The organism is Streptomyces auratus (genome assembly GCF_050433025.1).
Classification (GTDB): Bacteria; Actinomycetota; Actinomycetes; order Streptomycetales; family Streptomycetaceae; genus Streptomyces; species Streptomyces sioyaensis.
Genome location: NZ_JBNGCB010000003.1, coordinates 3,234,683 through 3,261,191 on the forward strand (window position 1 = coordinate 3,234,683; position 26,509 = coordinate 3,261,191).

General features: G+C 66.6%; 19 protein-coding genes and 3 pseudogenes. 10 read left to right on the forward strand and 12 right to left on the reverse strand.

Annotation, left to right across the window (positions count from 1 at the left end):
- The 4 genes from BKA18_RS33915 to BKA18_RS33930 all read right to left on the reverse strand — a co-directional run bounded on the left by BKA18_RS33915 (window position 1) and on the right by BKA18_RS33930 (window position 4,539).
- Window positions 1-786, reverse strand: coding sequence for a hypothetical protein (locus BKA18_RS33915; protein ID WP_366047301.1), 786 nt, complete (start codon window positions 784-786; stop codon window positions 1-3).
- Window positions 787-1,390: 604 nt separating this feature from the next.
- Window positions 1,391-2,707 (reverse strand): UDP-N-acetylglucosamine 1-carboxyvinyltransferase, encoded by a 1,317-nt coding sequence (locus BKA18_RS33920; protein ID WP_366047302.1) that lies wholly within the window; start codon window positions 2,705-2,707, stop codon window positions 1,391-1,393.
- Window positions 2,708-2,902: 195 nt separating this feature from the next.
- The gene (locus BKA18_RS33925) at window positions 2,903-3,718 is read right to left on the reverse strand and encodes an RNA polymerase sigma factor (protein WP_366047303.1); all 816 of its coding nucleotides are present in this window, start codon (window positions 3,716-3,718) and stop codon (window positions 2,903-2,905) included.
- A gap of 692 nt (window positions 3,719-4,410) precedes the next feature.
- Complete coding sequence (locus BKA18_RS33930; RefSeq protein WP_366047304.1) at window positions 4,411-4,539, reverse strand: hypothetical protein; 129 nt, start codon at window positions 4,537-4,539, stop codon at window positions 4,411-4,413.
- A gap of 285 nt (window positions 4,540-4,824) precedes the next feature.
- Here BKA18_RS33930 and wecB point away from each other — a divergent pair, with 285 nt between their 5' ends.
- Window positions 4,825-5,931, forward strand: a complete 1,107-nt coding sequence (gene wecB, locus BKA18_RS33935) for a non-hydrolyzing UDP-N-acetylglucosamine 2-epimerase (RefSeq protein ID WP_366047305.1) — start codon at window positions 4,825-4,827, stop codon at window positions 5,929-5,931.
- 232 nt (window positions 5,932-6,163) lie between these two features.
- Window positions 6,164-6,279, forward strand: a pseudogene (locus BKA18_RS33940) (IS5/IS1182 family transposase); the annotation flags it as partial.
- Window positions 6,280-6,570: 291 nt separating this feature from the next.
- Here the strand turns inward: BKA18_RS33940 and BKA18_RS33945 are convergent.
- Complete coding sequence (locus BKA18_RS33945; RefSeq protein ID WP_366047306.1) at window positions 6,571-8,292, reverse strand: sigma-70 family RNA polymerase sigma factor; 1,722 nt, start codon at window positions 8,290-8,292, stop codon at window positions 6,571-6,573.
- A gap of 343 nt (window positions 8,293-8,635) precedes the next feature.
- On the opposite strand from BKA18_RS33945, the gene BKA18_RS33950 reads away from it, so the two are divergent.
- The 3 genes from BKA18_RS33950 to BKA18_RS33960 all read left to right on the forward strand — a co-directional run bounded on the left by BKA18_RS33950 (window position 8,636) and on the right by BKA18_RS33960 (window position 11,543).
- Window positions 8,636-9,790, forward strand: coding sequence for an SPFH domain-containing protein (locus BKA18_RS33950; RefSeq protein WP_366047307.1), 1,155 nt, complete (start codon window positions 8,636-8,638; stop codon window positions 9,788-9,790).
- Window positions 9,760-10,644: a C40 family peptidase gene (locus tag BKA18_RS33955; RefSeq protein WP_366047308.1), complete on the forward strand. Its 885-nt coding sequence runs from the start codon at window positions 9,760-9,762 to the stop codon at window positions 10,642-10,644. The genes BKA18_RS33950 and BKA18_RS33955 overlap by 31 nt, the downstream gene beginning before the upstream one ends.
- A gap of 350 nt (window positions 10,645-10,994) precedes the next feature.
- Entirely contained in the window at window positions 10,995-11,543 is a 549-nt protein-coding gene (locus BKA18_RS33960) for a response regulator transcription factor (protein WP_366047309.1), read from the forward strand.
- Window positions 11,544-11,814: 271 nt separating this feature from the next.
- Here BKA18_RS33960 and BKA18_RS33965 read toward each other — a convergent pair whose 3' ends face one another.
- From BKA18_RS33965 to BKA18_RS33975, 3 genes are all read right to left on the reverse strand, one after another.
- Window positions 11,815-12,384: a hypothetical protein gene (locus tag BKA18_RS33965; protein ID WP_366047310.1), complete on the reverse strand. Its 570-nt coding sequence runs from the start codon at window positions 12,382-12,384 to the stop codon at window positions 11,815-11,817.
- A gap of 519 nt (window positions 12,385-12,903) precedes the next feature.
- Window positions 12,904-13,164 carry a WhiB family transcriptional regulator gene (locus BKA18_RS33970; RefSeq protein ID WP_366047321.1) on the reverse strand — a complete coding sequence of 87 codons (261 nt, stop codon included), beginning with the start codon at window positions 13,162-13,164 and terminating at the stop codon, window positions 12,904-12,906.
- A 405-nt stretch (window positions 13,165-13,569) separates the two neighbouring features.
- On the reverse strand, window positions 13,570-14,466 hold the full coding sequence (locus tag BKA18_RS33975) for a LysR family transcriptional regulator (RefSeq protein ID WP_366047311.1): 897 nt from the start codon (window positions 14,464-14,466) through the stop codon (window positions 13,570-13,572).
- 101 nt (window positions 14,467-14,567) lie between these two features.
- On the opposite strand from BKA18_RS33975, the gene BKA18_RS33980 reads away from it, so the two are divergent.
- The 5 genes and pseudogenes from BKA18_RS33980 to BKA18_RS34000 all read left to right on the forward strand — a co-directional run.
- Window positions 14,568-15,767, forward strand: coding sequence for a pyridoxal phosphate-dependent aminotransferase (locus tag BKA18_RS33980; RefSeq protein WP_366047312.1), 1,200 nt, complete (start codon window positions 14,568-14,570; stop codon window positions 15,765-15,767).
- Window positions 15,764-16,993, forward strand: a complete 1,230-nt coding sequence (locus BKA18_RS33985; RefSeq protein ID WP_366047313.1) for a CaiB/BaiF CoA transferase family protein — start codon at window positions 15,764-15,766, stop codon at window positions 16,991-16,993. The genes BKA18_RS33980 and BKA18_RS33985 overlap by 4 nt, the downstream gene beginning before the upstream one ends.
- The gene (gene acdA, locus BKA18_RS33990; protein ID WP_366047314.1) at window positions 16,981-18,201 is read left to right on the forward strand and encodes a 3-sulfinopropanoyl-CoA desulfinase; all 1,221 of its coding nucleotides are present in this window, start codon (window positions 16,981-16,983) and stop codon (window positions 18,199-18,201) included. Before BKA18_RS33985 ends, acdA begins: the two co-directional genes overlap by 13 nt.
- A complete protein-coding gene (locus tag BKA18_RS33995) occupies window positions 18,201-19,814 on the forward strand; it encodes a thiamine pyrophosphate-binding protein (protein WP_366047315.1) in 1,614 nt (537 codons plus the stop codon). Before acdA ends, BKA18_RS33995 begins: the two co-directional genes overlap by 1 nt.
- 497 nt (window positions 19,815-20,311) lie before the next feature.
- Window positions 20,312-20,594, forward strand: a pseudogene (locus tag BKA18_RS34000) (transposase); the annotation flags it as partial.
- A gap of 170 nt (window positions 20,595-20,764) precedes the next feature.
- On the opposite strand, the gene BKA18_RS34005 reads toward BKA18_RS34000, so the two are convergent.
- From BKA18_RS34005 to BKA18_RS34020, 4 genes and pseudogenes are all read right to left on the reverse strand, one after another.
- Window positions 20,765-22,033, reverse strand: coding sequence for an ABC transporter permease (locus tag BKA18_RS34005; RefSeq protein WP_366047316.1), 1,269 nt, complete (start codon window positions 22,031-22,033; stop codon window positions 20,765-20,767).
- Between the two features lie 31 nt (window positions 22,034-22,064).
- A complete protein-coding gene (locus tag BKA18_RS34010; RefSeq protein WP_366047317.1) occupies window positions 22,065-23,600 on the reverse strand; it encodes a sugar ABC transporter ATP-binding protein in 1,536 nt (511 codons plus the stop codon).
- A gap of 5 nt (window positions 23,601-23,605) precedes the next feature.
- The gene (locus BKA18_RS34015) at window positions 23,606-24,574 is read right to left on the reverse strand and encodes a sugar ABC transporter substrate-binding protein (protein ID WP_366047318.1); all 969 of its coding nucleotides are present in this window, start codon (window positions 24,572-24,574) and stop codon (window positions 23,606-23,608) included.
- Between the two features lie 636 nt (window positions 24,575-25,210).
- Window positions 25,211-26,063, reverse strand: a pseudogene (locus tag BKA18_RS34020) (IS5 family transposase).
- Between the last annotated feature and the right edge of the window lie 446 nt (window positions 26,064-26,509).

The window sequence follows — 26,509 nt, forward strand, 5'->3', positions numbered from 1 at the left end:
CTACTGCAGCCCGCGCTTCTCGGCGTACTCCTTCGTCCCCGGGATGTCGGCCATTGCGGCGGACTGCCTCTTCTGCAGGGCTTGGGCCCGCGGGAAGTACTTCTTGCCGCATTCCAGATCGTCCAGGGCTGCCTTGATCTCGTTGTTCATCAGCGGCCGGGCGGTGTCCGCGCCCAATTTCCGGCTGAAGGAGTCGGTCATCTGCACTCGCTTCTGGGCGAAGGGCCCCTCCACGGTATTCTCGACGGCGCTGGGATTGGTGCCGGCCACGATGTAGCCCTTGCCGCGCAGGCAGGAGGCGTAGGTCTGCGCAGCGGCGACCAGCTGGGGATCGGTGTTGAACTCCTGCCGCTGACGCTCATGCAGGGCGTTGATCTGGTCGTCGTTGCCGGCCGGGGGCCGCGTGATCCCGGCCGCCTTTTCTCCCCGGGCATTGCACGAGTTGGGGTCCCCGTTGCCCTTCTTCTCGCTCTCGTTCCCGTGGAGCGCCTTGTCATAGGCCTTCTTCTGGCCTGGCGTGAGCTTGGCGACGATGGCCTGGTTGGGATCCGTGTACGTGCTGGACGCACCGTCGAGATGCGGATCGTTGGGGTACACGTAGGCGGCGAAGTAGCCGAAGCCGTACTTCTTGCGGTACGCCTTCATCTCGGCGTAGGTCGACGGCGTCTTGGTCTCATCCGACTGCGGTGGAACGGCCGGCACGTACCGGAAGCCCTGCTTGCGCATACACGCGGCGACCGCGTCCTCCATGACGCGCAGCTTGTCCTGCCGGCCCTGGGCGGACATGCTCGACAGCGGGGTGGGTTTCGCGCTACCGCCTGCCGCGGCCGAGCCGTCTCCCGTGGAGCCTGCGCTTCCGGCTTCGCAGGCAGTCAGTGCCATGCACAGTGCTGCGGCTGCGGCCGCAAGGAGAAGAGGTGAACTTGGTCGCAAGCTCATATGGGTTCCCGTTTTCCCGTTCGTCCGCGGTGCGGGTCTCCCGGCGAATTGGCCGGCTCCGCACCTCCTTGTCGGTCGATGGTGGCGGCCGCAGAGCACGAGCTGTACTTCAGGCGCTCATGAGCGTGTAACAGTCTTGGGAGAGCGTGCGACCTCGCCCGCTACCGGCGGGACTCGTCCGGTACGGCTGTCCTTGACTTGGGCCGGACGGCTAGCGGCACAGCATTTCAGCAGAAAGAACGGGACGACGTCGGTGCGAGGCTGGCTACGGTGGTGAGGATGTGGCCCGTAACTTCTGGTCACCTATGAGATGACCTTGTCATGCCACGTTCTGGGCGGCTGAACGGGTACGTCACTGGGAGCGGACCGGGAGAGGCTCGGCCCGTCCATCTTCGGTTTAGGCCTGCAAGGAGATCGGTAGCAGTGAGGATCCGTTGAACGTGGCGATGTGTCATCGCGGAACCTCGGTGATGTCGGCACCGAGGTGGCGGAGCGCGGCCGGCAAGCCGGCGTGCGATTGCCGGATCAAGCCGGTGATGGTCGTGGTGCCGCGGGCCGTCAAGCCGGCGACGAGGAGGGCGGACCCGGTGCCGAAGTCGTCGGTCGCCTGCACGATGCCGCCGGTCAACCGCTGCGGTCCGGTCAGGCGGCACTGGGAGGACGAGATGGCGTCGAACTGGGCACCTAGCCTGGTGAGTTGACACAGCACTTTGGCATGGCGCCTCGGGTTGATGGCGTCAGCGAACGTGTGTGTACCCGGCATGCCCAGGGCGACAGCGATGAGCGCGGGTTCGAGGTCCGAATCCAAGCGATAGGGATCCAGTGAAGCCACGGCCCACAACGGACGGTTGGTCGGACGAACCTGGTCCGCGTGGACGGCGATGGCATCGGGCTCCTCGGTGATGGGGATGCCGAGCTGCCTCAGGGCGTCCACTACGGGTGCGAGGTCTCGACCGCGGATGCCTTCTACACGAGCGACCCCGCCAGTGGCTGCGACTGCACAGGCCAGCGCCCCGGCCGCCGGCTTGTCGCCCGGAACTGTCCAAGGAAGTGCGCAGTCTTGACCGTGCGATGGTGGGCCGACGGTCACCACGTCTTTGCTGAACCCCACCCTCCATCCACAACTGCTGAGGCATTTGAGGAGACTGATGATCTCTGAACTGAGGTTGGGGTTGCGGAGTTGCAGAGGAGTCTGGCTCATCACGGCCCGAGCGATGGCTGCGACGCTTGCGCTACGGGATCGGCGCGGCAGACGAATCTGAACTTCATCGCGGTTGTTGTCGGTCGCGCGCACTCGGTAGCCGTACTCATTGACCACCACCGTGTCACCGAACGCCTTGTAGACGCCGAAGTGCAACTCCATACGGCGGTCGCCGATCCCGGCGCCCGGTGGCCAGGGCAAGGCTGCCTGGCCGCTGGAGGCCAGTAGTACGGGGAGGAGGTAGTACGAGGAGCGGAACCGCGATGCTTGTGCGATATCAGGTGCCGACGATCGGCCGGGGGCGGGCAGCATCACCACCGTCTCTGGGCCGGTGACCGGCCGCGCGATACGGTAGCCGCAGCTTTTGATCAGGGCGAGCATTGCCAGTGTGTCCTCGTCGGCGGGCACGTTGTCCAGCTTCACGGCACGGCGGGTGGAGGCGGCTGTAGCGAGCAGGATGAGCGTCGCGGTCTTCGAGCCGTCGACACGTATGACCCCTGACAGGGGGCGGCCTGGACGGACGGTTGCCGTACGAGCGTCGGCATATGGCGACTTGGTGACGGTCACGAAGACCCTCCACGGGCGAGAAGGAATGACAGAGCCGGGGTAACGTGGGGAGGCCGGGGAGCTTGCGCTGACGGCTGGGCAGTGAGAGGCCGGTGTGCCGCCGCTATGACGCGGATTTCGTCGGCTCGTCGATGCGGCCTTCCAGGGTGAGCGCGAGGCACTTGCCCGGAGGCGGCTGAAGCACCACGGAGCCCATCAGCCCAACGGCCTTTCCGGGACGCCATCGATCTGTCCGTCTCTTCGATGGGTCCCGGCCCGTCGTGGCTTGGCCAGAGCCATCCGGACGTAGACGTGGCGCGCGGCCGCGAAGGCGTCAGCGCATGGCGAGCACGCCGCAACGTGGCCGGCGAGTTCAGTCCGGCGTGGTTTGGAGCACTTGCCCTGGAGGTAGGGGGCGAAGCGGCGCCGGTAGGCCGCACACACCGGGTCATCGGTTGCAGGGATATGGGCGGTGAGGAAGGCGGTGCGCAGCCGTTTGCGGGCGCGGTGAAGCCAGACGGAGGCCTTGGGTGTCGGGATGCCGAGCTTCACGCCGATCTCGGACGTGCTGTAGCCCTGGACCGCACTTGCCCAGACGACGGATCGATCGAGCGCGTCCAATGAGTCCCAGGAAGACTTGGCCACGTCAGCCACGTCGCAGGGCTCATGTGTCCTCGTCGCCCCAGCCAGCGCATCAAGCCGTTCTGGATCACCGATCAGAACCGCATCGGCGGACCTTGCCCGGCTGGCGTCGATGATCAGGGTGCGGACAGTGGTGAACAGGTAAGCCCGGAAGTTGGTGTGCGGGCCCTTGCCTGCGCGCAGGTGGTGCAGGATCCGAGCGAAAGATTCGGACACGATGTCGTCAACGTTGCTTTGGGTGAGGCTATGACACAGTTTGAGGGCGGCATTCTCGTAACGAATCCACAGCTCAGCATAGGCATCCATCTTCCCTTGTCGGGTGGCCTCCACCAGTTCTCTATCGGTCGCCAGCACCCAGTTGTCGCAACTTCGTTGGCGGAATGCCCCCATCGTTGCCTGTACCTCCTGCGTAGACCGCCGCAGCAGTGCGGTGTGTGCAATCGAGAGACCGTGGGGCCAGATCGCTTACGCCGTACGCCATTCATGTGAGGAGAGTCACACAGGCTCGTTTGATCTCCAGGCGGCCGCTCGTCTAGGGAGTTTGACTCTCGGAGGCTGGTCCGACGGGGACGGCTGCCGTGATTCTGCATGCGCGCGCAACTCCGGCTCCTGCTGCGAACAACTGCGTTGGTCTCCGCGTGCAATCGCAGAACGCCTCGATCGTCTGTAGAGACGAGACCCCAACCTGGCTCTTGTATCGCCTGGTTCGTTTCGCCAGTGTTCACAAAGAACGAGGACCGGATGTTGACATCACAGCCCCATGTTGTCGGGACCGGCAGACGTGGGGGACGCGACGAGAGAAGCAGGGAAATGGAGACGCGGCCGTGGACAGCAGGAAAGGTGGTTCGCGGCTTCGCATCGGCGCTGTTTTCCTTGAGCGGGCTCGCGCTGAGCGGCGTAGGGGCGACCACCGCTTCCGCGGCCACTCCGAGCTGCGAACAGTCACTCAGCTCCACCTCGGCCTGGGACCACACCGGCGGCTGGAAATCGAATGACGGCGGTAGTGCCTGGGCGGACTCAAGCGAGTCTCTCAGCCCCGAGACGTTGTCGCGTTGCGTTTCGAACCTGGCAACGAGTGGCGCTCAGTTCACCTTCGACTGGAGCTGGGACGGCACGGACGGTGCTTCGCAGGCAGCGGTGGCCCCGGTCTCCTGTGGCAGTACCGTCGGCAGTACGGCGACCATCGGAGTGCAGGCAACAGAGTCGGGCACAGCCGACAGTACATTGACCAGCACCGCACGTGGGACGGGGCCGCTGACCGAGCAGGACACATCGAAAAACGGCTCGCCCGTGACGACCAGCGTCGACGAGACCCTGGGGGGATCGCCGATCGACTCCTCCGTCGCGGTTGGCGCTTTCGGAGCCGTGAGCCTGGCCGTCGGCATCACTGGGTGGCGACGGCGTGCTTCGCGGGGCGACGTATGAACTGGCCTCAGATCCCGCCCCCGCGGCAAGCTGAGACGGGGGTAGGGCGCCGCGTCCCCGACCGGCATCGGGTGGCGGTCGTCGTCGGTACCCGCCCGGAGATCATCAAGCTGGCCCCGGTCATCGGCGAGGTGAATGCTCTGCTCGGTGACGGCAGCGCCCTGGTGATCGACACCGGCCAGCACTTCGACGAGTCCATGTCCGGCCGGTTCTGGCGCGAGCTCGGCCTGCCCACGCCGGAGGTGAGGCTCGAGGCGGGCGGTATGACCCGCGCCGACTGCCTCGGTTACTTGACTGTCGAGCTGGGCCGGGTGTTCGCAGCCTTGGCGCCTTCGGCCGTGGTGGTGCAGGGCGACACGAACACCGCCGCCGCCGGTGCCCTCGCGGCCAATGCTGTGGGGGTACCGCTGGTCCACATCGACGCGGGCCTACGGTCTTACGACCGGACAACGCCCGAGGAGCACAACCGGGTCATCACCGACCACCTGGCTGACCTGTGCTGTGCTGCGACGCCGCACAACCACGCCAACCTGGCACTCGAGGGGATACCCAACAACCGCGTCATACTGACCGGCAACACCATCGTCGAGGCGGTCGAGTCGCAGCTGCCCAGCAGGGAGGACCGGCTGGGCTTCCTGCGTCGGTACGGAATGCACCCGGACGCCTACATTCTGGCAACCATCCACCACCCGGAAAACACCGATGATCCTCGGACGCTGCGTGCCCTCATCGAGGCCCTCGCCAGTCTGGTGGACCGGATGCCGGTGCTGTTCCCGATGCACCCGCGTACCAGGCACGCGGTGCAGAGGGCCGATTGCAAGGATGTGCTTTCCCGGATATTGGTCATCGATCCGGTGAGCTCGCGCGAATTCCTGTCGCTGGCCGTGCACGCCGCCGTTCTGGTCTCAGACTCCGGTGGCGTAGCTGAGGAAGTGACCGTTCTGAAGCGGCCGCTGGTTGTCGTCCGCACCTTGACCGAACGAGCCGAGTCGATGGAGGCGGGCTTCGCCCGCCTGGTTGCGCCGCACCAGATCGTTCCTGCGGTCGCGGGAATCCTGTCCCGTCACCGAAAACTTGTCGCCCGCCTGGCCAATGAGCCCTGCCCGTATGGCAACGGGACTGCCGCAGCGCGGATCGCCTGGGCTACCAAGCAGCTCATTGAACAGGGGAAGGACTGAGCAATGTGCAACGGGTCTCTCTCCAGCAGTCCTGGCAGGCCCGCGGCTGCGCCGCAGACACCGCACCACCACCCCCGGCCCGGCTTCCGCGAAGGCCCCGGACCTGAACCGAGGAACCACCGCAGAAGCGCCGAACAGCAAGTACGTCAGCGCTATCACCTATTCCTGCCGGGCGGCGGGAAGTTCCTCTGTCTGGTCACAGCGAACCTACAGATCTGAGCCACGTGCACCGGGGCAAGTCGGTTCCAAGATGCACATCCTTCGGACGCGGACGGACTGCTCCTGGTCGTCGGCGTCTCGGCTGGGAGCACCGCTGACAGCGACGGTATGAAGCCTATGGTCGAGGGCCGAGGAGTATGTCTGGGCAGACGGCGTCCGCCCGCGGAGAGGCATGGAGGAGGCGAACCCGACCCTGGTGCTGTTGGGCGTGCGCGGGGGCGGCTCGAAGGGAGCCGGTCGCGATGGTGGCGGACCCAAGATCCCGGCGTGATGGAAACGGCGGGCCTGTCGTTCCTCCGGAACGTCACCGGGAGTAGTGCCTGGGGTGATCAAGGCTCCGAGCGCCCGGCGGATCTACGCCCTGCCCTCGTCATCGGTCGGTACCTCGGTCTTCGGCCGTCCGGAGCCGCCCAGTGGTGACTACCGTTTGGTCGTTCCGGGCGGCCTCGTGGGGGCCGGTACGGCTGATGGTTCACAAGGACTGGGAGCCCTGGTCGGCAGGGGGCGAACCGGGAGAGGGCGGCCTCGGTCAGCTGTCACTGACGGGCGGACCTCAAGAAGTGGTCCACCTACGGGGATTGGTGTGGTCGTCGAGCAGCGCGTTCCGATGGTGAGGTCGAGGCCGTCCAGCTCGAACACCCAACAGATGACCGGGGGGACTGCCGTCGAGGGGAGGGGGGGAGCAGTCCGGCCCCCGCCCGGCGGGGTGGGCCTCGGTGCCGTGGGTGCGGTGGGCGATGCCGACTCGGACGGGGTCCGAGTCTCATGCGGGGTCGCGGGCTTGGAAGGGGACGGCGTCGCCCTCGGATTCGCGGTCTCGGACGACATCAACGTGGACGGCACGGGTGAGGCGGATTCGGGCGCGTCCGACGGTGCAGGCCCGACGGTCGGTCCCACGGCGGTAGGTCCCACGGTGGGGTGGTCTGCCGCGTCGGTGGTCGGCGCCCCAGCAGCCCAATCGACGCGGGAAGGCAACCGAATGCCGTGCCGCGCGAGCCAGGCACTCGGGCTCGTCGGCTCTCCGGGAGCTGGTGTGGTGCCGGGCGACTCCGCCACCGTGGCGGCTGGTGCGTCGGCCACAGGACGCTGCCGGGGCAGCGTCGGGCTGACGGAGGGCGCGCGGGGGGACGTCGAGGGCGATGGCTCCTTGCCAGGCGCCCAGGGCTGTTCGACCGTTCCGGCATACGTGTGGTGGCCGGCGGTGTGGTGGGTTCCGGAGAGCGTCAGGGCCAGGGCGCCGGCGCCCAGCACGACGCCGGCTGTGGCCGTTCCGATCAGGGCCTTGCCGCTCGTCCACTTGGCCTCGTGGAGGATACGAGTATGGCGCGCCTGGGCGACGTGCCTCGGGGTGCGCAGCAGATAGGTGGCCGCGGCAGGGCCGAGGAACAGCGGGACGACGGCCGTGCGGATCGAGGACGAGACATCGGCCAGTTCGAGGTAAAGGCCTTGGCAGTGCTCGCAGTTGTCCAGATGTTCCTGCACGAGGGCGGTCTCCGTCGGGCTCAGCTTGCCCCGCGTGTAGGCGCCCAGCTTGGCGGCGTGTTTGCGGCATGCCTCGTCCGTCATGGTGGTGATGTGGGCCTGGATATAGGCGATGCGCAGGCCCTCACGCGCACGGTAGGCCAGTGCCGAGACGCTGTTCGGTCGGAGTCCCAGCAGGCCCCCGATGACCGTCGGCGCCTCGCCCTCCACTTCGGTGTGCCACAGCACTGCCTGCCAGCGCTCGGGCAGGGATCTGAAGGCCTCGCCGACCGCCCGGCTGTCGAATGCCTCGGTCGCGGCATCCCTCACGGGTTCGGCAAACTCGTTGGAGTGCCACACATCCGTGAGTACTGTTCGTTGTTGCTCCCTGGCACTACGGAAAGCGCAGTGCTGGATCGTGCGCAGTAGGTAGGCGCGGAAGAACTCGGTGGGGCCAGCCCCCTTGCGCAGCACGTCCAGAACGTTGGCGAAGGCCTCGGCGACCAAATCGTCGACGTCTGCCTCGCGAGTGGCGAAGCGTCGGGCACAGGCGGCGGCAGCCTTGTGGTGCCGCGAGTACAACACCTCGTATGCCGCGCTGTCGCCGACACGCACCGAGGCGATCAGTGTGGCGTCGCTGGCCTCGGTGGACGGTTGGGGAGTGGCAGGTCTGTCGCTCATGAGACCTCTACATGCGGTGAGATGGGGGACTGCTACCGGAACGAGGCACCCTTGGCTGAAATGGGTGGTGACACGTTAGAAAGCCGTAAGTTATAGCGTCAATAACCTCCAGTTTCGGCCTCCATGAGATTGATGGGGTGATGCCTGGTGGGTGGGCGTACCCGGGCTCCCGTGGAGGGGGGTTGAGCTGCGGAATCCCACTCGTGGGGTGATCGCCCCACACTTCTTGTGTCGTACGTCACATAGAATCGTGATTTCCCTGCGTCATGCAGCGCCAGTTGGGGCCTCATCAACCCAGGTCCGGTCAATGCGGCCGGCTGACATGGTGAAGAGGAAGCCGCGGTTGAAGGACGAACGTGTAGGGCCGCTCGTGAATTCGATGCCGCCCGACGATGAGTTCCCCCTCTTCGTTGAGCGTCTGGGGAACACGCCATTCAAAGTTCCGGATCAGCCCGAGGAGTTGGCCACACAAAACGAGAGCACGCTTGAGTTCCCTGCCGATCTCCTGCCGATACCGGATCCCGGCTCTGACCTCTCTCCCGAACCAGCGACACCCGGCGAGGTACGGCGGCGGACACCGCGGCTCGTCACGGACATACGTGAGTACCGCCCGCGTCTGGTCCTGCCCGGCTGGATCGCCCTGCTGTGGGTGCTGCTGTGCGGTGCCGCCATCGCCGTGATCGCGGGGAGGCTCCCCTACCTCCCGCGTCGGGTGAACCTGCCCGAGCCGGCCCCGGTACCCCTCATCTGTCTCGGCGTTCTCCTGCTGTTCGCGGTGAGTGGCCTGATGGGCAACCGGGCAGGTTTCGCCGTCGTGCTGTCCCGGTGGGGGCGATACCGGGGCACGGTTCGCAGGGCAGGCCTGCTGTGGGTGAACCCCTTCCTCAGGCGGCACCGTGTGGACGTACGGCTGCGTCACTTCCGGGGCGATTCCATGGCCGCTGTGGACCGCGTCGGTCATCCGGTGGTCGTCAGCCTGCTATTTGTCTGGCGGGTAAAAGACACCGCCCGGGCCACCTTCGCGGTCAGTGACCACGAGGAGTTCCTTCGCGAACAGGCGGCGGCAACGGTGTGCGAAGTCGCCGCGACACTGCCGTGCGACCGGTTCGGCGCACCCGGTCCGACGCTGCGGGACGGGAAGTGGTTCGGCGAGGAAATGACCCGCGCCCTGGTCGCCGAGATGGCTTCGCTGGGCCTGGAGATCTACTCCGTCCAACAGCTTTCCCTCGGTTACGACACGAAGGTCGCCGAGAGCATCCGCAGACTGCAGCAGGCCGAGCTCAACGCCGAACTGCGCAGCACTGTCATCAGTGACGCCGTCGATGTCGCCTGGGCTGCCCTTGAGCAGATCAGGGCCAAGGAAGGCGCCGACGAGCAACAGTCCGCAGGCCAGGACCCTTCGTTCCTGCGCCTGCTCGTGCTTTCGCTGCTCACCCCGAGCGCGAACCTCAAGGAATGGGGAAGCCAATGGCCGGACCGACAGAGTTCGTCGAAATAGGTGCCGTTGAGGGAGGTGACGACTGCGAGTACTGCACCACGCAGCTCGGTGTCCTGGACATGGCCGCGGGAACCGAGCAACCGCTGCACAGTCGCCAGGGCGGCGCCCGTGGTAGGCGGGCGGCCGGTGTGGTGCTCGCCCTCGCCACGGGCGTGGTGGGCCTGGGGGTGGCCACCGCTCCCTCGGCCGAGGCCATGCCGGCCCCGAGCAAGGCGGGATGGGACGGGGCCAGGTACTGGTTCAAGTCCAAGGGTGAGTGGCGATGGACGAGCCACTACAGCATCTACCTCCAGCGCACCCGGCAGGCTCCGGCCAAGCAGACGTGGCTGGCGCCGCAGCACGAGGGGTGGGACGGGACCAGGTACTGGTTCAAGTCCAAGGGGGAATGGCGTTGGACGAGTCATTACGACATCTACCTGCAGCGCAGGCATACCGCCGGCTCCCCGTCCACCTCCTCGGAGCCGAAGACGGCACCCACCCGCACCAGCCGCAGCTCCGGTGTCGAACGAGCTGTGGACTACGCCCTCGCCCAGCTCGGCAAGCCCTACATCTGGGGCGGCGACGGCCCCGTCGGCTACGACTGCTCCGGCCTGGTACAGCAGGCGTACCGGCGCGCCGGGATCCTCCTGCCGCGCGTGGCCTCCGACCAGTACGGAGCGGTCACGAAGATCTCGCGGAGCAGCCTCCGCCGCGGTGACCTGCTCTTCTGGTCGTCCAACGGACGGCAGTCGGGCGTCCACCACGTGGCTGTCTACCTGGGCAACGAAAGCTATGTGGAGGCGCCCCGACCAGGGAAGAAGATCCGTATTTCGTACATGTCCAGTTACTATCCCACCTTCTTCGGCCGTCCCTGACAAGGAGGCAAGCCTGTAGGGACTCATGTGACCTGTCCGTTTCTCATCAACGTGTCCAGCGCGGTGCCCGATCGGAGACGTTGATGAGAAACGCGAGGCCAGCCCCTCCGCCTCAGCCAACCTGTCCCGGGCCCAGTCAAGAACTGGACGCCGTAGTGAGAATTTCGCCCGGACAGAACGATGAGAGGCCTCCGCGAACGCCCAGGTCTGAGTCGTTCGTGGACAAGAAGAAGGAGAACTACAAAGCCATTGGTCCGTGATGGCGTCATAGGGGCGGGGCTGGTGTCTCTGTCCAGGTGCCGTCTTTGACAGCGGCACCAGCCCTGCCCCCTACGGGAGAGGTCCCAGCCATGACGATGCCCACGCTGCCACCCGCGTCACCACCGCCGCCTCGCGTGCTCACCCCGCGGCAGGAGGAGGTTCTGCGGTACATGCTGAGCGGTGCCACGGCGAACCAGATCGCCGATGCACTGAGTATCAGCTGCGCCACTGTGCAGTCGCACCTGCGAGCCATCTACGCGGCCTTCGGGGTCAAGAACCGGGCACTCGCGGTCATCGCAGCCATTGAGCGGGGCTATCTGAGCGAGAACGTCGACCCTGTCTGGAAGCACGACCGGGAGCATGTACTTCGCGCTCTCCGGCAGACGTGGAGTCCGTGCCAGGTCCACCCGGTCTATGCGCGCGGCTGCGCGGTCTGCGTTCGCGCAGCCACCCTCACCCTCGCCATGGCAATCGTGCGAAACCCGGGCGCGGTGCCCAACCCGCCGCCGGCCGGGCCTCCTGCTGGCTTCCGTCGGCCGCAGCCCGAAGTGCCCGGCAGGGGCCCGCGGACCCAGCCCGGAACGTCGTCCTCCGCGTCGGAGGTCATGTCCAAGGCCCAGTACAGAGCCGCTTCATGACGCCCACACATGCGATACCGGCCTCCGCAGCCCCCTCCGCAGCCGCCCCCAATGGCTTCACCCACGTGATACCGCCACCCCGCTATCACACCGCTGATTTTCTTCTCGTCGGTTTCGCCATCGCGATGGCTCTCGTCCTCGCCGTGATCATCTTTGTTTCCGCCCACAAAAGCCACCGGCGCGACCGGGCCAGGGCGCGGACCGGGCCCATCTGACCTGTCAGCCAGACAGCATCGTCCGCGCCAGCGTCATGGCCGGTGCCGCGGTCGGCTCAGGCGGTGGGCGGTGCGGCCCGCCGACCCACCGATGCCCGTCGTGCCCAGCCCGGTCCCGGTGCTCGCCCGCCTGTCGTCACCGCCCTGGTGAGCTGTGACGGCAGACTGGCGCCCGGGACCGCGACCTCCGCAACCAGCAACCGGCACAGCGTGCACCTTTGCAGATGGGCGCGGACGTCGGCCCTCCGGCCAGCTGTCAGTTCGAACCGCACGTATGAGGCGGCCGTCAGATATGACAGGTGATCCCCTCGTGACTCCACGGTCCCGGTGCGGCGCAGCGCCCGCCACAGATAGGCGTCGACGAGGGCATCACGGCTGGTCTGTAGCAGGCCGGGCGGGTATCGCGTCGTCGGTTCGCCCTCGACCCCAATCGCCCACAGGACGTCGGCGTGGTGCGCAGGGAGGGAGGCCAGGACGTCGTAAGCGATAAGCGTCTCCTCGGTACTCCTGTCGTCTCCCGAGACCTCCCGGCGCAGCACATGGCAGCCGGCGGCCACCCTGACGGCGATCCTCACCTCTCGCTCGAAGTCGAGGGTCCGGTCGTCCTCGGGGGACTGCTGCAGCACCTGGACGGCTCTCCGGCAGGAGCCGAAGAGCAGCTCCTCCGCACCATCCCGCTCTGCCGGACCGAGGTAACGCTCGATGATTCTCCTGGCCGGACGCAAAGCCCACCTGCAGAGTCTGTGAACGGCGCGGCATTCCCCGAGCCTGGCGCGGCGAACCAGTTCGGCCTTGCGGGGTGCGAGTGCGGGTGCAGCCGGAACGCCGGTGGACAGGGTGTGCGGAAACGGGTCCCGGCCGAGTCGAATCAGCCGTACGGTCTCCGGCTCGACCGCAGCCCCGGTCGCTGGTGCCCTGGCACGGGTGGTGCGCCAGCTGCCCCGAACGGCTCGGCCGTCCCCCGCCCCACCCCAGCCGGATCTCTTCAGGTCGCTCATGGACTCCTGGTCCTCCCCGCACGGCAATTCCAGCCCCTCCGAAACGCAGGAGGCTTTGTAAGTCCTGAGTCTCGGGAGGGCCAGAAATGACGCGGAAGGCTCCGCGCGGTTGCGACATGACAGCGGGCCGCTGTGACAGTCGGCGGATCAAGAACTGCGCTTCATACGGCGACGCTCTTGCCGGGTGAGTCCTCCCCAGACCCCGTAGGGCTCGTTGTTCTTCAGCGCGTACTCCAGGCATGCCGCCTTGACCTCGCACCGGCTGCAGATCTTTCTCGCGTCCGCCGCGGTGCCACCCAATTCAGGGAAGAACCGCTCGGGGTCGGTCTGCGCACACATCGCCCCCTCGGTCCACTCCTCGTATGCCGACGTGCGCTCCGACACGAGACCGAGGTCAAGCTTCTTCACCGACACGTCCACTCCTTCAATCCTTTGAAGCGCGTATCTGCCTCCATGGACTGAGAGTCGCGTTCGGCCGTCCATGACGCCGTCCGACCCACCTAATTCCTGAATGCGCAGACAGGAAGACACCGGTGCCACCCCTGGTGGTTGAGCCGGGGGCAGCGGGTGAGCCAGGACATGGTGCGCTCGATGACCCACCTTCAACGTCCTGATCGCCGGCTGAGCCCTCAGCTTGTCCGCTGAGTGCGGCGAGACGGACATGATCGCGACCGCTGGAACCGGTTTCTGTGCGCGGTGCGGTTCCGTGCTGTGAGGACCAGCCGTCGTGGGCCCCTGCTGGGTGCGCTGTCGACGCTACTTGCCGGGTTGGTCTCGCTCGGGGCGCTGATCTCGACGGTGAACCGGCGGTGCTCACTCCGGGAGAGTGTGCATGGTTCGAGCCTGACGCCACAGCGCCGCCGCCGCAGGGGAGAGCCGTCCCTCGTTGAGACATGCCAGGCCGACTCGTCGTGACGCGCGTGGGGTGATCCTGCGATAGACGACGCCGTCATAGTGGTCGGGAAGAGCAAGCGACGCCACGATCGAGACGCCGTGCCCCTGAGCCACGAACTCGAGGAGTGAGATCAGCTGCTGCAGTTCGTGCGTCACCTTCGGCTGGATGTCCGCGCGGGTGAACATGCGGGCGATCAGCTCCTGGGAGCCGGCGTGGGTGAGGATGACGGGATGCTGCCCCAGGTCACGCAGGTCGACGGGGTCGGTGTCGGCGAGCTCGTGCCGCTCCGGGACGACCGCGACCATCTCGTCGACGGCCAGCGGCAGGGTGTCGAACTGCGGTTTCGGCAGGGTGACCACGCCGATCTCGATGCGCCGCTCGGTCAGGTCCTGCTCGATTTCGAGGTCGGTCTTCTCGGCCACGTACACCTCGACTCCCGGGTAGCGCTTCCGGAACCCGGCGAGCAGAGGTGGGAGCAGGGTGAGCGAGGAGCTGGCGCCGAACGAGCCGATCCGCAGCAGGCCGGCTTTCAGGCCCGCGCTGGCGGCTGCGGTGGTCTGGATCAACTGCAGCGCCGCGAAGACGTCGCGGACGTGGGGGAGGATCTGCTGCCCGGCGTAGGTCAGCTCGACACCAGGTGCGTTGCGGTCGACGACTGCCGTCCCGAGAGTGGCTTCGAGTGCCCGCAGCGCGTGACTGGTGGCTGACGGGGTCATGCCGAGACTGGTCCCGGCGCTCGCAATGGTGTCGGAGGTGACCAGGGCCAGGAACAGGTTCAGTTGCTTGAGCGTCGGGAACGCGCCGGGATCCTTCATGTTGAACTCAACTTCAATTGTTGATGAGGAAACTGAATCCTAGGCTGCGAGTTGTCAGTCCACAACGGGGCTCGGCGGAGCACAAAGGAGTCCTGTCGGTCATGTTCTCCACCACGCTCAGCAAGCTGCGGCCGTCACCGATCCAGGTGATGGCGGAGCAGACCCGGCAGGCGGTACGTGGGGGCCGCAACGTAGTCGACATGACGCTCGGTGAGTCGGATTTCCCCACACGCGAGCATGTCGGCGAGGCCGCGGTCCGGGCGATCGCCGCGGGCCAGACCCGGTACACCCCGATCAACGGTTCGGTGACTTTGCGGGAGGCGATCGTCCGCAAGTTCCAGGGCCACAACGGCATCCCGTGCACCGCTGCCGACGTCACCGTGGGCTGCGGAGCCAAACAGGTCGTCTACCAGGCGTTCCTGGCCACCCTCAACCCCGGTGATGAGGTCCTGATCCCGGCGCCCTATTGGGCGTCCTATGCCGACAGCGTCGGCATGAACGGCGGCGTGCTGAGGCCACTGGAGACCTCACCGGATACCGGCTACGCAGTACAGCCGCAGGCGCTGGCGGACGCGATCACCACGCGAACGAAGTGGCTGGTGCTGAACTCGCCGAGCAATCCATCCGGCACCGCTTACACCGCCGAGCAGTTGCTCGCCTTCGCCGAGGTGGTACGCCGCAGCCATCACCGAGACTTCCTGATCCTGAGTGACGAAATCTATGAGCACATCCTCTTCGACGGCACGCGCTTCGCGACACTGGCTGAGATCGCACCCGATCTGCGCCACCGCATCCTGACCGTCAACGGGGTTTCGAAAGCGTATGCGATGACCGGTTGGCGCGTCGGCTACGCGTGCGGGCCGCGTGCCCTGGTCGAGGCGATGACCAAGATCCAAATGCAGATCAACTCGCATACCTCCTCGGTGTCGCAGGCCGCAGCGGCAGCCGCGCTCGACGGGCCGCAGGACGAGGTACGTCGCCGTTGTCAGGTCTTCCAGCACCGCCGCGATCTGCTGCTCGAGCGGTTCGCCGGGTTTCCTGGGCTGCGTGCGCCCCGCCCGCAGGGCGCCTTCTATCTGTTCCCCGACGTGCGAGCGTTTCTCGGGCGCACCGCGCCGGACGGCCGGTTGATCACCGACGACGTCGCGTTCGCTTCGTACCTGCTCGACGAAGGTGTGGCCGTCGTCCCCGGTTCCGGCTTCGGTATGCCCGGCTTCATGCGGCTGTCGTATGCGACCTCGGATGACAGGCTGCACCTGGCCGCCGACCGGCTGGCCACCGCGCTGGAGCGGCTGTCATGAACGGCTTGCCGCCCGAGGCTCTCGCCGGAGTACGGGTTCTGGACCTTTCCCGGATCCTTGCCGGCCCGACCGCGACCCAGTTGCTCGGGGACCTCGGAGCGGACGTGGTGAAAGTCGAGAAGCCTGGCGAAGGGGACGACACCCGCCGGTGGGGCCCGCCCTATGTGTCCGGCGTGGACGGTCGGCCCACCGCGGAAAGCGCCTACTACCTGTGCGCCAACCGCAACAAGCGCTCGATCGCCATCGACCTGGCCAGTCCAGCGGGACGCGAGCTGGTGCTCGAACTCGTCGCGCGCGCCGATGTGCTGGTGGAAAACCACAAACCGGGCAGCCTCGCGCGCTATGGGTTGGCCTATGACCAGCTTCGGCGGCGGCATCCGCGCCTGATCTACTGCTCGATCACCGGTTTCGGGCAGACGGGGCCCTACGCGGACCGGACCGGCTACGACTTCCTGATCCAGGGCATGGGCGGGATCATGAGCGTGACGGGTGAGCCGGACGGTGAACCGATGAAGACCGGCGTCGGCATCGCGGACGTGATGACGGGCATGTATGCGGTCGCAGGCATTCTGGCCGCCCTGCATCACCGGCAGGCCGGCGGTGCCGGGCAGTACATCGACATCTCGCTGATGGACACGCAGATCGCGTGGCTGGCCAACGCGGGCACCAACTACCTGCTGACCCGCACAGTGCCCGGGCGCCTGGGCAATGGACACCCCAACATCGTGCCGTACCAGGTGTTCGACACCAGCGACGCGCAGATGATCCTCGCAGTGGGCAACGACTCGCAGTTCGCTCGATTCTGCACGGTCGCCGGCGCGGACGAACTTGCCACCGACAGCCGCTTTGCCACCAATCCTGCGCGTGTGGCGCACCGCGAGGAGCTGTGCGCACGCATCGCGCAGCGACTACAAGCACGACCTCGCAGCCACTGGCTGGACGCGCTTCAAGCTGTGGGCGTGCCGTGCGGTCCGGTCAACGACCTGGCCGAGGTCTTCGCCGATCCGCATGTGGTGGCCCGTGGTGCCGAGGTGCGCATGCCGTGTGACTGGGCCGACGCCCGCGAGATCACGCTGTTGGCCAACCCACTGCGGATGTCTGCCACGCCGCCCACATACCGGCGGGTGCCGCCGCGCTTGAACGAACACCGCGACCAGGTCCTCGACGACTGGCTTCGGTCCGGGCCGTCGACCACTGCCCACAAAGGTGAGTCATGTACGAGCTAACTTTCGAGCAGATGGCCTTGCAGGCTCAGGCACGTGAGCTTGCAAGGCTGGAGTTCGCGCCGACGGCGGCGGAAACCGACCGCACGGAGGCCTACCCCTGGGACAACGTGGCCAAGCTGCGCGAAGCCGGGTTCATGGGCATGACCATTCCCGTCAGCCTGGGCGGGCGTGGGTTGAGCTACCTCGACACGGTGCTGGTCATCGAGGAAATCGCCAAGGCATGCGCCACCATGGGTCGCATCACGGTCGAAGCGAACTTGGGTGCGATCAGCGCGATCATGCGCTACGGCACGGAGGAACAGCGCCGTCTCGCCGCCGCTGCCGTGCTGGCCGGCGACAAACCCGCGATCTGCATCTCGGAACCGGGAGCAGGAAGCGCCGCCAGCGAGATGACCACCCGCGCCGACCGGCACGGCGAGCACTACTACCTCAACGGCGAGAAATACTGGATCACCGGTGGCGGGGTCTCCCGCCTGCACCTGATCTTCGCCCGCGTTGTCGACGATGGTGTGGAGCAGGGTATCGGCGCCTTCATCTGCCTGCGCGAAGGCGAGGACTCACCGAGCGAACTCGTGGTGACCAAACGTACCCGCGCGATGGGCGTGCGGGGCATTCCGGAAACCCACCTGGAATTCCATGACCTGATGATTCACAAGTCGATGCTGGTCGTACCGCCAGGCGGGTTGGTGCGCGGCTTCGCTCAACTGATGCGGGCCTACAACGCACAGCGCGTAGGCGCGGGGACGGTGGCGCTGGGCATCGCGCAGGGAGCTTTCGAGGAGGCCGTCGCCTACGCGAAGCACCGCCATCAGTTCGGCCGGCCGATCGCCGAGTTCCAGGGCTTGCAGTGGATGTTGGCCGACATGACCACACAGATAGCCGCGGCGCGGCACCTGCTGCGGGCGGCCGCGTGCGGCGGCCAAGGGGACTTCCCGGACATGGCGGCGGCGGCACAAGCCAAGATCTTTGCGGCCGAGATGGCCTGCAAGGTCACCAATGACGCGCTGCAGATCCACGGTTCCTCTGGTTACGGCAGCGACCTCCCGCTCGAGCGGCACGTCCGCGACGCGCGCATGTTCACCATCGCAGGCGGTACCGCGCAGATTCTGCGCACTCAGCTCGCCAGTTCAGTGTTGGGGATGAAGCTGCCCCAAACGCGCAATGGCTACCTCCGCAAGCCCGAGCCCTCACCTGACAAGGCCCAGTAATGGCGTCTCCCACAGTCGCACAGGTCATCGGTCGACGGCTGCACGAAGCAGGCTGCCGGCACGCGTTCGGCATTCCCGGCGGCGAGGTTCTCGCCCTCATGCGGGGAATTCACCAGGCAGGTGTCAAGTTCACGCTGGTCAAACACGAGAACTCGGGTGGGTTCATGGCCGAGGGCGTGTTCCACCGCAGCGGCGCCCCCGGAGTTCTGATCGCCACGCTCGGTCCCGGGGTCGCGAACGCGACCAACGTCGTGGCCAACGCCTGGCAGGATCGCGTGCCGATGCTGTTCATCACCGGCTGCGTCGACGAGGACGAGGCCGCCACCTATAGCCACCAGGTTTTCGACCACGCGGCGCTGATGAAGCCGATCACCAAGGCATCGCTGCGCATGACCCCCGCGGCGGCCGAGGCGCTGATCGACAAGGCGATCGCGATCGCGATCGACGATCCGCCCGGTCCCGTGCACATCGACGTGCCGATCTCCGTCGCCACGCAGCAAGCAACGCGTGCGACGGGAACCCGCCGCACTCCGCCCGCCGCAAGCGCGCCGGCGGCTTCGGACGATCTCATGCAGGCCCGGCAGTGGCTGGCAGAGGCCAGCCGACCGGTGCTCATCGCCGGCGTTGAGGCACTGCACCACCACGCGGAGGATGAGATCCGTTGCCTGGTCGACGAGTTCGGCATCCCGCTGATCACCACCTACAAGGCCAAGGGGATCGTGGACGAACGCCACGAGCTGGTCCTCGGCGGCGCAGGCCTGTCCCCGCGCGCCGATGAGGTGCTGCTGCCCGTCGTCCGGAACGCGGATCTGATCCTGCTGGCCGGGTACGACCCCATCGAGATGCGCGCGGGGTGGCGCAATGTGTGGGACGAACGGCACCGCGTGATCGAGCTCTCCGCCTGCCGCAACACCCACTACATGCACCAGGCCTCGCACAGTTTCGTCGGCGATATCCGAAGCGGCCTCAAGGTTTTGCGCGACGGACTGGACAAATCCTCGACGTGGCGGCCCGATGAGACGGCCCGCGTCAAGCACCAGCTCGCCGTCATCTACCGCCTCGACGAACCGTGGGGACCAGCCGCCGTCGTCGATATCGCCCGCCGTATGCTCCCGCCTGACACCATTGCCTCGGTCGACAGCGGAGCACACCGCATCCTGCTCAGCCAGACCTGGACCTGCTTCGAACCGCGATCGCTCATGCAGTCGTCAGGACTGTGCACCATGGGCAGCTCCCTGCCACTGGGCATCGGGGCCAAACTCGCCGACCCCTCGCGTCCCGTGGCGGTGTTCACGGGGGACGCGTGCCTGGAGATGACACTGGGCGAACTGGCCACGGCACGCGATGCCAAAACCCCGGTCATCGTGTTCGTCTTCGCCGACCAATCACTGTCCCTGATCGAGATCAAGCAACGCGCCAACGGACAGCCGAACCTCGGCGTCGACTTCCTCGGTACCGACTTCGCCGCCGTGGGCCGCTCGCTTGGCGGCCTCGGATTCGACGCCACTTCCCGCGAGGAACTGGCCGCGGCCGTCGAACAGGCCCTCGCCGCATCCGTGTTCAGCGTCATCTCCTGCAGGCTGCCGCGCCACGCCTACGACGGCCGTATCTGAAGCCCTGCACCTCGTCCGAGGATCCCCACATCCCTCAAGGAGCCACTACGTGACGACGGCCCTGATCCAGGTGACCGATGATTCCGACACGCTCTCCTGCACCCTGCACCCTGCACGCAGACCGGGGAGCCGTCAATGTGACCCGGGGCAGTTGTAGATGTGATGTGGGGTGGTGGAGCCGGACGTTTGCGGAGGCATTCAAGCGCATCGCGCCGCCCGACGCTGCCCCGTTGGCCGACGTCACGCTTCCGGACGGTCAGCACCTGACGGCGATGGTGGTCGGTGTGGGAGCCGGGATCCCTCGGGCGTGTGGTGGTACGACCTCGCCATCGAGCTGCCCAACCGGGTTCACGACCGTCGACGAGGCACTGACGTCCTGCACAGTCACCGACGAACACGCCCGCCATCCCGCCCCAGACGGGCTGATCCCGCTCACTGCAACGAGATCCGACTGTTCGCGACGCTTGTCGTCCGGCTTCTGCGCGACGTGACCCACCGGCTCCCTACACCGCCGGCACCGGGCCATCGAGTTCAAGAAGTTCCTGGCCAAGCTCGACAAGGAGGCCCCTGCCTCCTACCTCGGCGTGCACCTGATCCTCTACAACTACGCAACCCACAAGACGCCCGAGTTCAAGAAGTGGCCGCTGGCACACCCCACGCTTCCACCTGCACTTCACGCCCACGAGCTCGTCCTGGCTGAACCTGGTCGAGCGGTGGTCCGCCGAACGCACACAGAGGAAGCTGAAGTGCGGCGTCCACCGCTCCGTCCAGGCTCTCTCGTGCGGATCATCTGTTCGTTGCTCTGGGTGTGCCGTTGACAGATGCGCGGTGGTCGCGGATCGGTCCGTTGATCCGCGGGTCTGAAAGCGGTTCACCACGCGCCGCCTTCCCGGCGAAACACTTCGCGGCCCGTCCGAACGCATCACCACAACATGTCCGCTCTCAGAGGCTCAAGATCCAGTGTCGCGAGCGTCCAAGATCAGGGATGAGGGTCCTGTATCCGTCAGCGGCTTTCGGTGCTTGCTTCTCCGTATTAGCCCGCTGGAGCGCAGGAAGGAGCGTCCGCGCGGGCTGGACGCCGTGTACAGGGCCGCTGCCGCGACCAGTACCGAACCCTGCACCACATTCTGGTAGTTGGACCCGATGTTGAGAACGTTGAAGCCATTGCTCAAGGTGAAGAGAATCAGTGTGCCGACCACCGACTTGGACACGTATCCCGACCCGCCGAACAGCGAAGTGCCGCCGAGGACCGCGGCGGCGATAACGGTGAGCTCGCCACCGGTCAACACGGTCGGGTCGACGGAGTTGAACCGGCCCGCGTAGAGCACTCCCACCAGTGCGGCCACGGTGCCGTTGAGCGCGAATGCCCCCATCTTGTACCGGTCGACGTTGATGCCGGACAGTCGTGCCGCTTCTGCATTGCCGCCGACCGCGTACAGGTTCCGGCCGATCACCGTGTAGCGGAGCACGGCGCCGGCCAGCAGGGCCAGTACGAGCATGATCCACACAGGGACGGACTGGTGGAGCAGAGCGGGACTGGCCGCCGCCACCAGCACGATGCCCAGCCCGGCGAGCATGGGCTCGATCCAGGTCCGCGACAGGCCGCGCCTGCCTCGGACGAAGACCAGCGTCCCCACCGCCAGCAGGACCGCTCCAGCGGCGAACGCCACCGTCCGATCTACGGCCAGATGCGCAGTGGTGAAGGTGTGGAACCCGGTGTCCGTGGCTGTGATGCTCTGTCCGTTGAGGATCGCCTGAACGACGCCGCGCACCGCGGTCAGCGTCCCAAGGGTGACGATGAAGGCGTTAACGCCGACCTTCTGCACCAGGACCGCGTTGACCAGACCGACCAGGGTGCCGACAAGGAGCGCGGCGATCAGTGCGACGACGACGCCGTGCGCGTCGACCAGTTTGAGCGCGACCGTGCCGGACAGGGCGGCGGTGGAGGCGACCGAGAGGTCGAAATTACCGGTGATCAGCGTGATCGTCATGAAGACCGCGAGGATGCCGATGAGTGCGGACTGGTCAAGGATGTTGCTGACGTTGGTGTCGCTGAGATAGGGGGGACGACCCTGAAACGCCGAGGTGACGGCCAGCACACCCACCAGCACCACCAAGGCGTAGACCACCCCCGCCGAGCGCAGTGACAGCGCGCGGCGCCACTCCGCGGTGCCCTGGCGTGGCCGGTCGAGGCCACCAATGGCCGTGTCGAAAATCATGTTCCTCGTGCCTTTCTGCATGCCATTCGCTCTACAAACCACTGGCGAGGGCGGTGAGTTCGTGAAGGTCGGTGTCAGCCGTGTCGCGCTCAGCGATCAACTGACCGCGCCGCATCACCAGCACCCGATCGCAGGCGCCCAGCAGTTCCTCGAGTTCGGAGTCGACCATCAGAACTGCGTGCCCCACGTCGGCGAGCCCGCGGATCAACTGGATGATGTCGGCCTTGCCCCCGACGTCGACGCCAGCGGACGGCTCGTCCAGCAGGAAGACGCGCGCAGGGCCGTACAGCCACTTGGCGAACACCACCTTCTGGGCATTGCCGCCGCTGAGTTCGCCGACCGGAACATCGATGGAGGTGGCGGCGATGCCGAGATCCGCAACGGCCTGCCGGGCCAGTTCCTTCTCCTGCGGACCGTTCACCAGGGCCCGGTGACGGGACCAGACGCGTAGATAGGGCAGCGAGATGTTGCGCCAGATCTCCCAGTGGGGCAGCAGCCCCTGACGTGTGCGGTCCTCCGGTACCAGGGCGAGCCCTCGCCTGACCGCGATGTGCGGCGAGCCGAGAGGCACATTGCGTCCATCCACAGCGACACTGCCGACCGCGGCCGGGTCCGCGCCGAAAATCGCCCGCAGGAGTTCGGACCGGCCGCTGCCGAGCAATCCCGCCACGCCCACCACTTCGCCAGGCTTCGCGGTGAGGGTCACCGGCCCGAACCGCCCCGGGGAGGACAGGTTCTCCACGGTCAGCAGCGGGCGGCCACCGATCGAGCGTGCAGGGGGCGGATGTTCCTCGATCCGGGCCAGACGTTCCCCGACGATGGCTGTGACCAGCTGTTCCTTGTCGGTGTCCGACGTGGCGGAGTCAACCACCACCTTGCCGTCCCGCAGCACCGTGAGGTGGTCGGTGAGGTCAAGGATTTCGTCGAGGAAGTGTGAGACGTACACAAAGGTGGTTCCCTGGCTCCGCAGCCGCCGGATCGTCCGGAACAGCACCTCGCGCTCGGTGGGGGAGAGGGCTGCGGTCGGCTCGTCGAGGAGCATGACGGCCGGATCGCGTGCCAGCGCCTGCAGGATGGCGACCATCTGTCGGGCACCCATGGACAGTCGACTGACGGATTCCGAGGGGTCGAGGCCGTAACCGATCCGCTCACACAACCGTGCGAGCTGCGCCGAGCGCCGGTCCGCGTCCCAGCGGACGGTTTCCCGACAGCCGAGGAAGACGTTGTCGAGCACGGTCAGCGTGTCGACCAGCGGGGTGTGCTGGTGCACGGCGGCCATGCCCGCGGACAGCGCCTGTGAGGGGCTCGTCCAGGCAGCGGGCTCGCCGCGCCAGGCGACGGTCCCGGCTGACGCGGTCTGCACCCCGGAGAGAATCTTGATGAGAGTCGACTTCCCGGCACCGTTGGCTCCGATCAGGCCGTGCACAGAGCCGGGCAGGATGTCGAGGGACACCCCCCGCAAGGCGTGCGTGCCACTCGCGTAGATCTTGTGCACGTCGGCGACCGAGAGGACCGGTACCGTGCTCGGCCGATCGCCGGTGGAAGTCCCTGGTACGGGGCCGCTCATGGATCTCACCACTGCGGAGTGCAGCTGGAGGCGTTGGCGGCGGTGATCCCGGGAGTATCGTAGAACCTCGTCTTCGGGGGGCCGGTGAGCTTGCCCGTCACCACGGCGTGCATCATCTGCACCGCGATGGCGCCCTCGTCGTACGGCTTGTAGCAGACCGTCCCGTACAGATCGCCCGACTTGATCGCGGCGATGCCACTCTTGGAGCCGCCGATGCTGACAATCTTGGCGTGCGAGCCGGCCGACTTCACCGCTGCGGCGCAGCCGACGGCCATGTCGTCGGAGATGGCGTAGAACAAGCCCACACCCGGGGCGGATGCCAGGATGTTCTGACAGGCGGACCGGCCGTCCTGCTTGGTCCAGTTGCCCGGCTGGTTGGCGACGATGGGGTACTTGCCCTTTCCGGTGCTCTTCAAAGCCGCTTTGAACTTGGTAACACGCGTCTTGTTCTCCACGAAGCCGGGCGCCCCGGTGATGACCGCGACCTTGCCGCCGCCGGGCAGCGCCTTGAGCGCGAGCTGTCCCGCGGTGGCACCCGCGGCCTCCTCGTTCTCGTCCAGGACGAACGCCAGCTTCGAGTAGGGATTGTCCACGCTGCGGTCGGCACCCGCGTACCCGTGCACGGTGCCGATAGGAATCCCCGCGCCGCTTGCCTGGTCCACCAGCGCCTGCGCAGGGCCCGGCGAAAGCGGGACCAGCAAGATCGCGTTGACCTTCTGCGCCACCAGGTCCTGAACCTGGCTGGCCTGCTTCGCCGCGTCGCCCTGGGAGTCCAGGTCGATCAGCTTCACTCCGAGCTTTGCGGCTTTGTCCTTGGCGCCCTTCGCGATCGCGGCCGGGAAGGTCACCGATTCCTGCTGGTTGGCCAGGCCGAACGTGTACGACCCACCCTTCCCGCCAGCGGTCGCCCCCTTCGCCTCGGGCGTCGTGGACTCCACGGTGCATGCTGCGGTGGCCGCCATCAGCAGAGCCACGCCAAGGGTCGCCACCTGGACTCTGCGCCCACTTCTCACTGCGTTCATTGTTCGTCCTGTCTGGGCTGATGCGCGGGTGGGGTCGACGCGCGTACTGGTATCGGAGAATTCGCCGCGTCGGGGTGTGGGGAGTGTTCCCACGCGGCGTCGCGCCAGGCAATCGATTGACTTAGGCTGGCCATGACCATAGGGACGATTCCTGCCAGGTGCAATGAGTGCGTGCAGCGAATTCTGCGCCTCTTCGAAGCTAGATGGTCAAACGGTTGTCTAACTGTGATTTCTCTTGGGCGGAGAATCGACCAGCGTGACGATCCGGTCCAGCCGAAGTGGCGGCGCTGAAGGCAAGGCCCTCTTTGTCCTCCCCGCGTCTCTGCGTGGAGGTGGGGGCAGCCAGGCCGGGGCCGTGCAGTTGGCGGGCGATTCGCAGGCTTTGGCACCATGGCGCACGCTGCGAGCGGTACAGACCAGGGCCCATCTCCGGGGGAGCTCGCCTCGCGGCCGGAGTCGGCTCCCGCCGCGAGGGCAGCTCAGCTGGGGCATGCTGATGACGGTCGCGAGGCTCTAGGTGAACTGGTCATTCGTAAGATCGCTGGTCCCGGAGCCCCTGGCAATGGCTTAGACCGACCGGCAAATGGATCACTTGAGGCGGCGTGTGGTGGGCCGACCCGTCCCAGCGATAGCGGCTTGTTGCTCGGCGAATCAGCATACGGAGTGTGACGAGGGCGGCGGCGAGGTAGAGGTGGAAGTCCACGACGCTGCCGCTCTTCTCTGTGCAGCGCCGCAGCTTGCCGTAGTCGTTCATCCACGAGTGCGTACGCTCGACCACCCAGCGTTTGCCAGCCTGGATCGGGGCCGGCACACCCTTGCGCGCGATCTCCGCCGTGAATCCCAACTCCGTTATCAATCCACGGGACTTGACACTGTCGTAGCCACAGTCGAGGTTGACGTTGACCGTCGTTGGCATCTCACCGACCTGAGCTTTCGCCGCATCCAGGGTGGGGTCGAGCAGGGGTGAGTCGTGCCGGTTGGCCCCGTCGGAGACGATCCCGAGCGGGACACCGCAGGCATCGGAGGCGACCGATCGCTTCAGCCCCTGCTTGCCCCGGTCGACTGGTGAGCGTCCTGCCTTGTCGCCACCGGACGGAGCCTTGGTGATGCAACCGTCCACTGAGATCGCGCTCAGCCCGAGGCCGATCATCTGGTCGTACGCGTCAAGCGCCAGTGCGTGAATCTTCTCGGATATCCCCAGCTCGGCCCACTCTTTGACCCGGCGTCTGATCGTGCGGTCGGAACAGCCGGGCGAGGAGATGCGCTCGTATCCGGAGCCGTGGACCAGTGCCTGGATGACATGGTCGAACACGACGCGGTCCGGTATGCGCCGCCGATGGCAGCCGAGCGGATGGCCGGGATCGAACTCGGCCCGACCGGGCAGCAGAGCCCTGAACTGGTCCCAGCCGGGTTCCAGCAGGCATGATGGCAGCGCGGGCACAGTCGTCCTTCGCGGTCACAGAGCGTAGAGAACTCAATCACCTACTGCCGGTCGGTCTTATGCCGGGTGCATGCCCGCGCCTGACTGTCCGCTCCATGAGCTGTTCGGGGTGCCCACGGTTAGCGGCTGCCAGCTTCAGCGTGGTGTCACTGAATGTGGTCAGCGCCGGGGTGAGTGTTCGGCGTAGGGCGACGTTCGGGAGGTGAGTGCGCATCGTGGATCACTTCAGTCGGCGGGCGGGTGGACGGCGTAGGACCTCGTCGTCCACCCGCTGCTGTTCGGCGCCCATGCCGCCCTTCTGGGCGTGGTTTCCCGAACGGCCGACCATCGATTCCCCGTGTTTTCGTTGTGTGCCGAGTGCATCTGGCGTGGTACGCCGAAGGACGGCAACGTTCCTGACCCTCCGCCGAGTGAACCGTTCCGACTTTCCTGCCGGTGGTTTGTTG

Excerpts from the sequence above, each read along its gene's own strand:
- BKA18_RS33915 (WP_366047301.1), bottom strand. The coding sequence starts at position 786 with ATGTCCGCCCAGGGCCGGCAGGACAAGCTGCGCGTCATGGAGGACGCG.
- BKA18_RS33925 (WP_366047303.1), bottom strand. The coding sequence starts at position 3,718 with ATGGGGGCATTCCGCCAACGAAGTTGCGACAACTGGGTGCTGGCGACC.
- BKA18_RS33945 (WP_366047306.1), bottom strand. The coding sequence starts at position 8,292 with ATGAGCGACAGACCTGCCACTCCCCAACCGTCCACCGAGGCCAGCGAC.
- BKA18_RS33955 (WP_366047308.1), top strand. The coding sequence starts at position 9,760 with ATGGCCGGACCGACAGAGTTCGTCGAAATAGGTGCCGTTGAGGGAGGT.
- BKA18_RS33960 (WP_366047309.1), top strand. The coding sequence starts at position 10,995 with ATGACGATGCCCACGCTGCCACCCGCGTCACCACCGCCGCCTCGCGTG.
- BKA18_RS33975 (WP_366047311.1), bottom strand. The coding sequence starts at position 14,466 with ATGAAGGATCCCGGCGCGTTCCCGACGCTCAAGCAACTGAACCTGTTC.
- BKA18_RS33980 (WP_366047312.1), top strand. The coding sequence starts at position 14,568 with ATGTTCTCCACCACGCTCAGCAAGCTGCGGCCGTCACCGATCCAGGTG.
- BKA18_RS33985 (WP_366047313.1), top strand. The coding sequence starts at position 15,764 with ATGAACGGCTTGCCGCCCGAGGCTCTCGCCGGAGTACGGGTTCTGGAC.
- acdA (WP_366047314.1), top strand. The coding sequence starts at position 16,981 with ATGTACGAGCTAACTTTCGAGCAGATGGCCTTGCAGGCTCAGGCACGT.
- BKA18_RS33995 (WP_366047315.1), top strand. The coding sequence starts at position 18,201 with ATGGCGTCTCCCACAGTCGCACAGGTCATCGGTCGACGGCTGCACGAA.
- BKA18_RS34005 (WP_366047316.1), bottom strand. The coding sequence starts at position 22,033 with ATGATTTTCGACACGGCCATTGGTGGCCTCGACCGGCCACGCCAGGGC.
- BKA18_RS34010 (WP_366047317.1), bottom strand. The coding sequence starts at position 23,600 with ATGAGCGGCCCCGTACCAGGGACTTCCACCGGCGATCGGCCGAGCACG.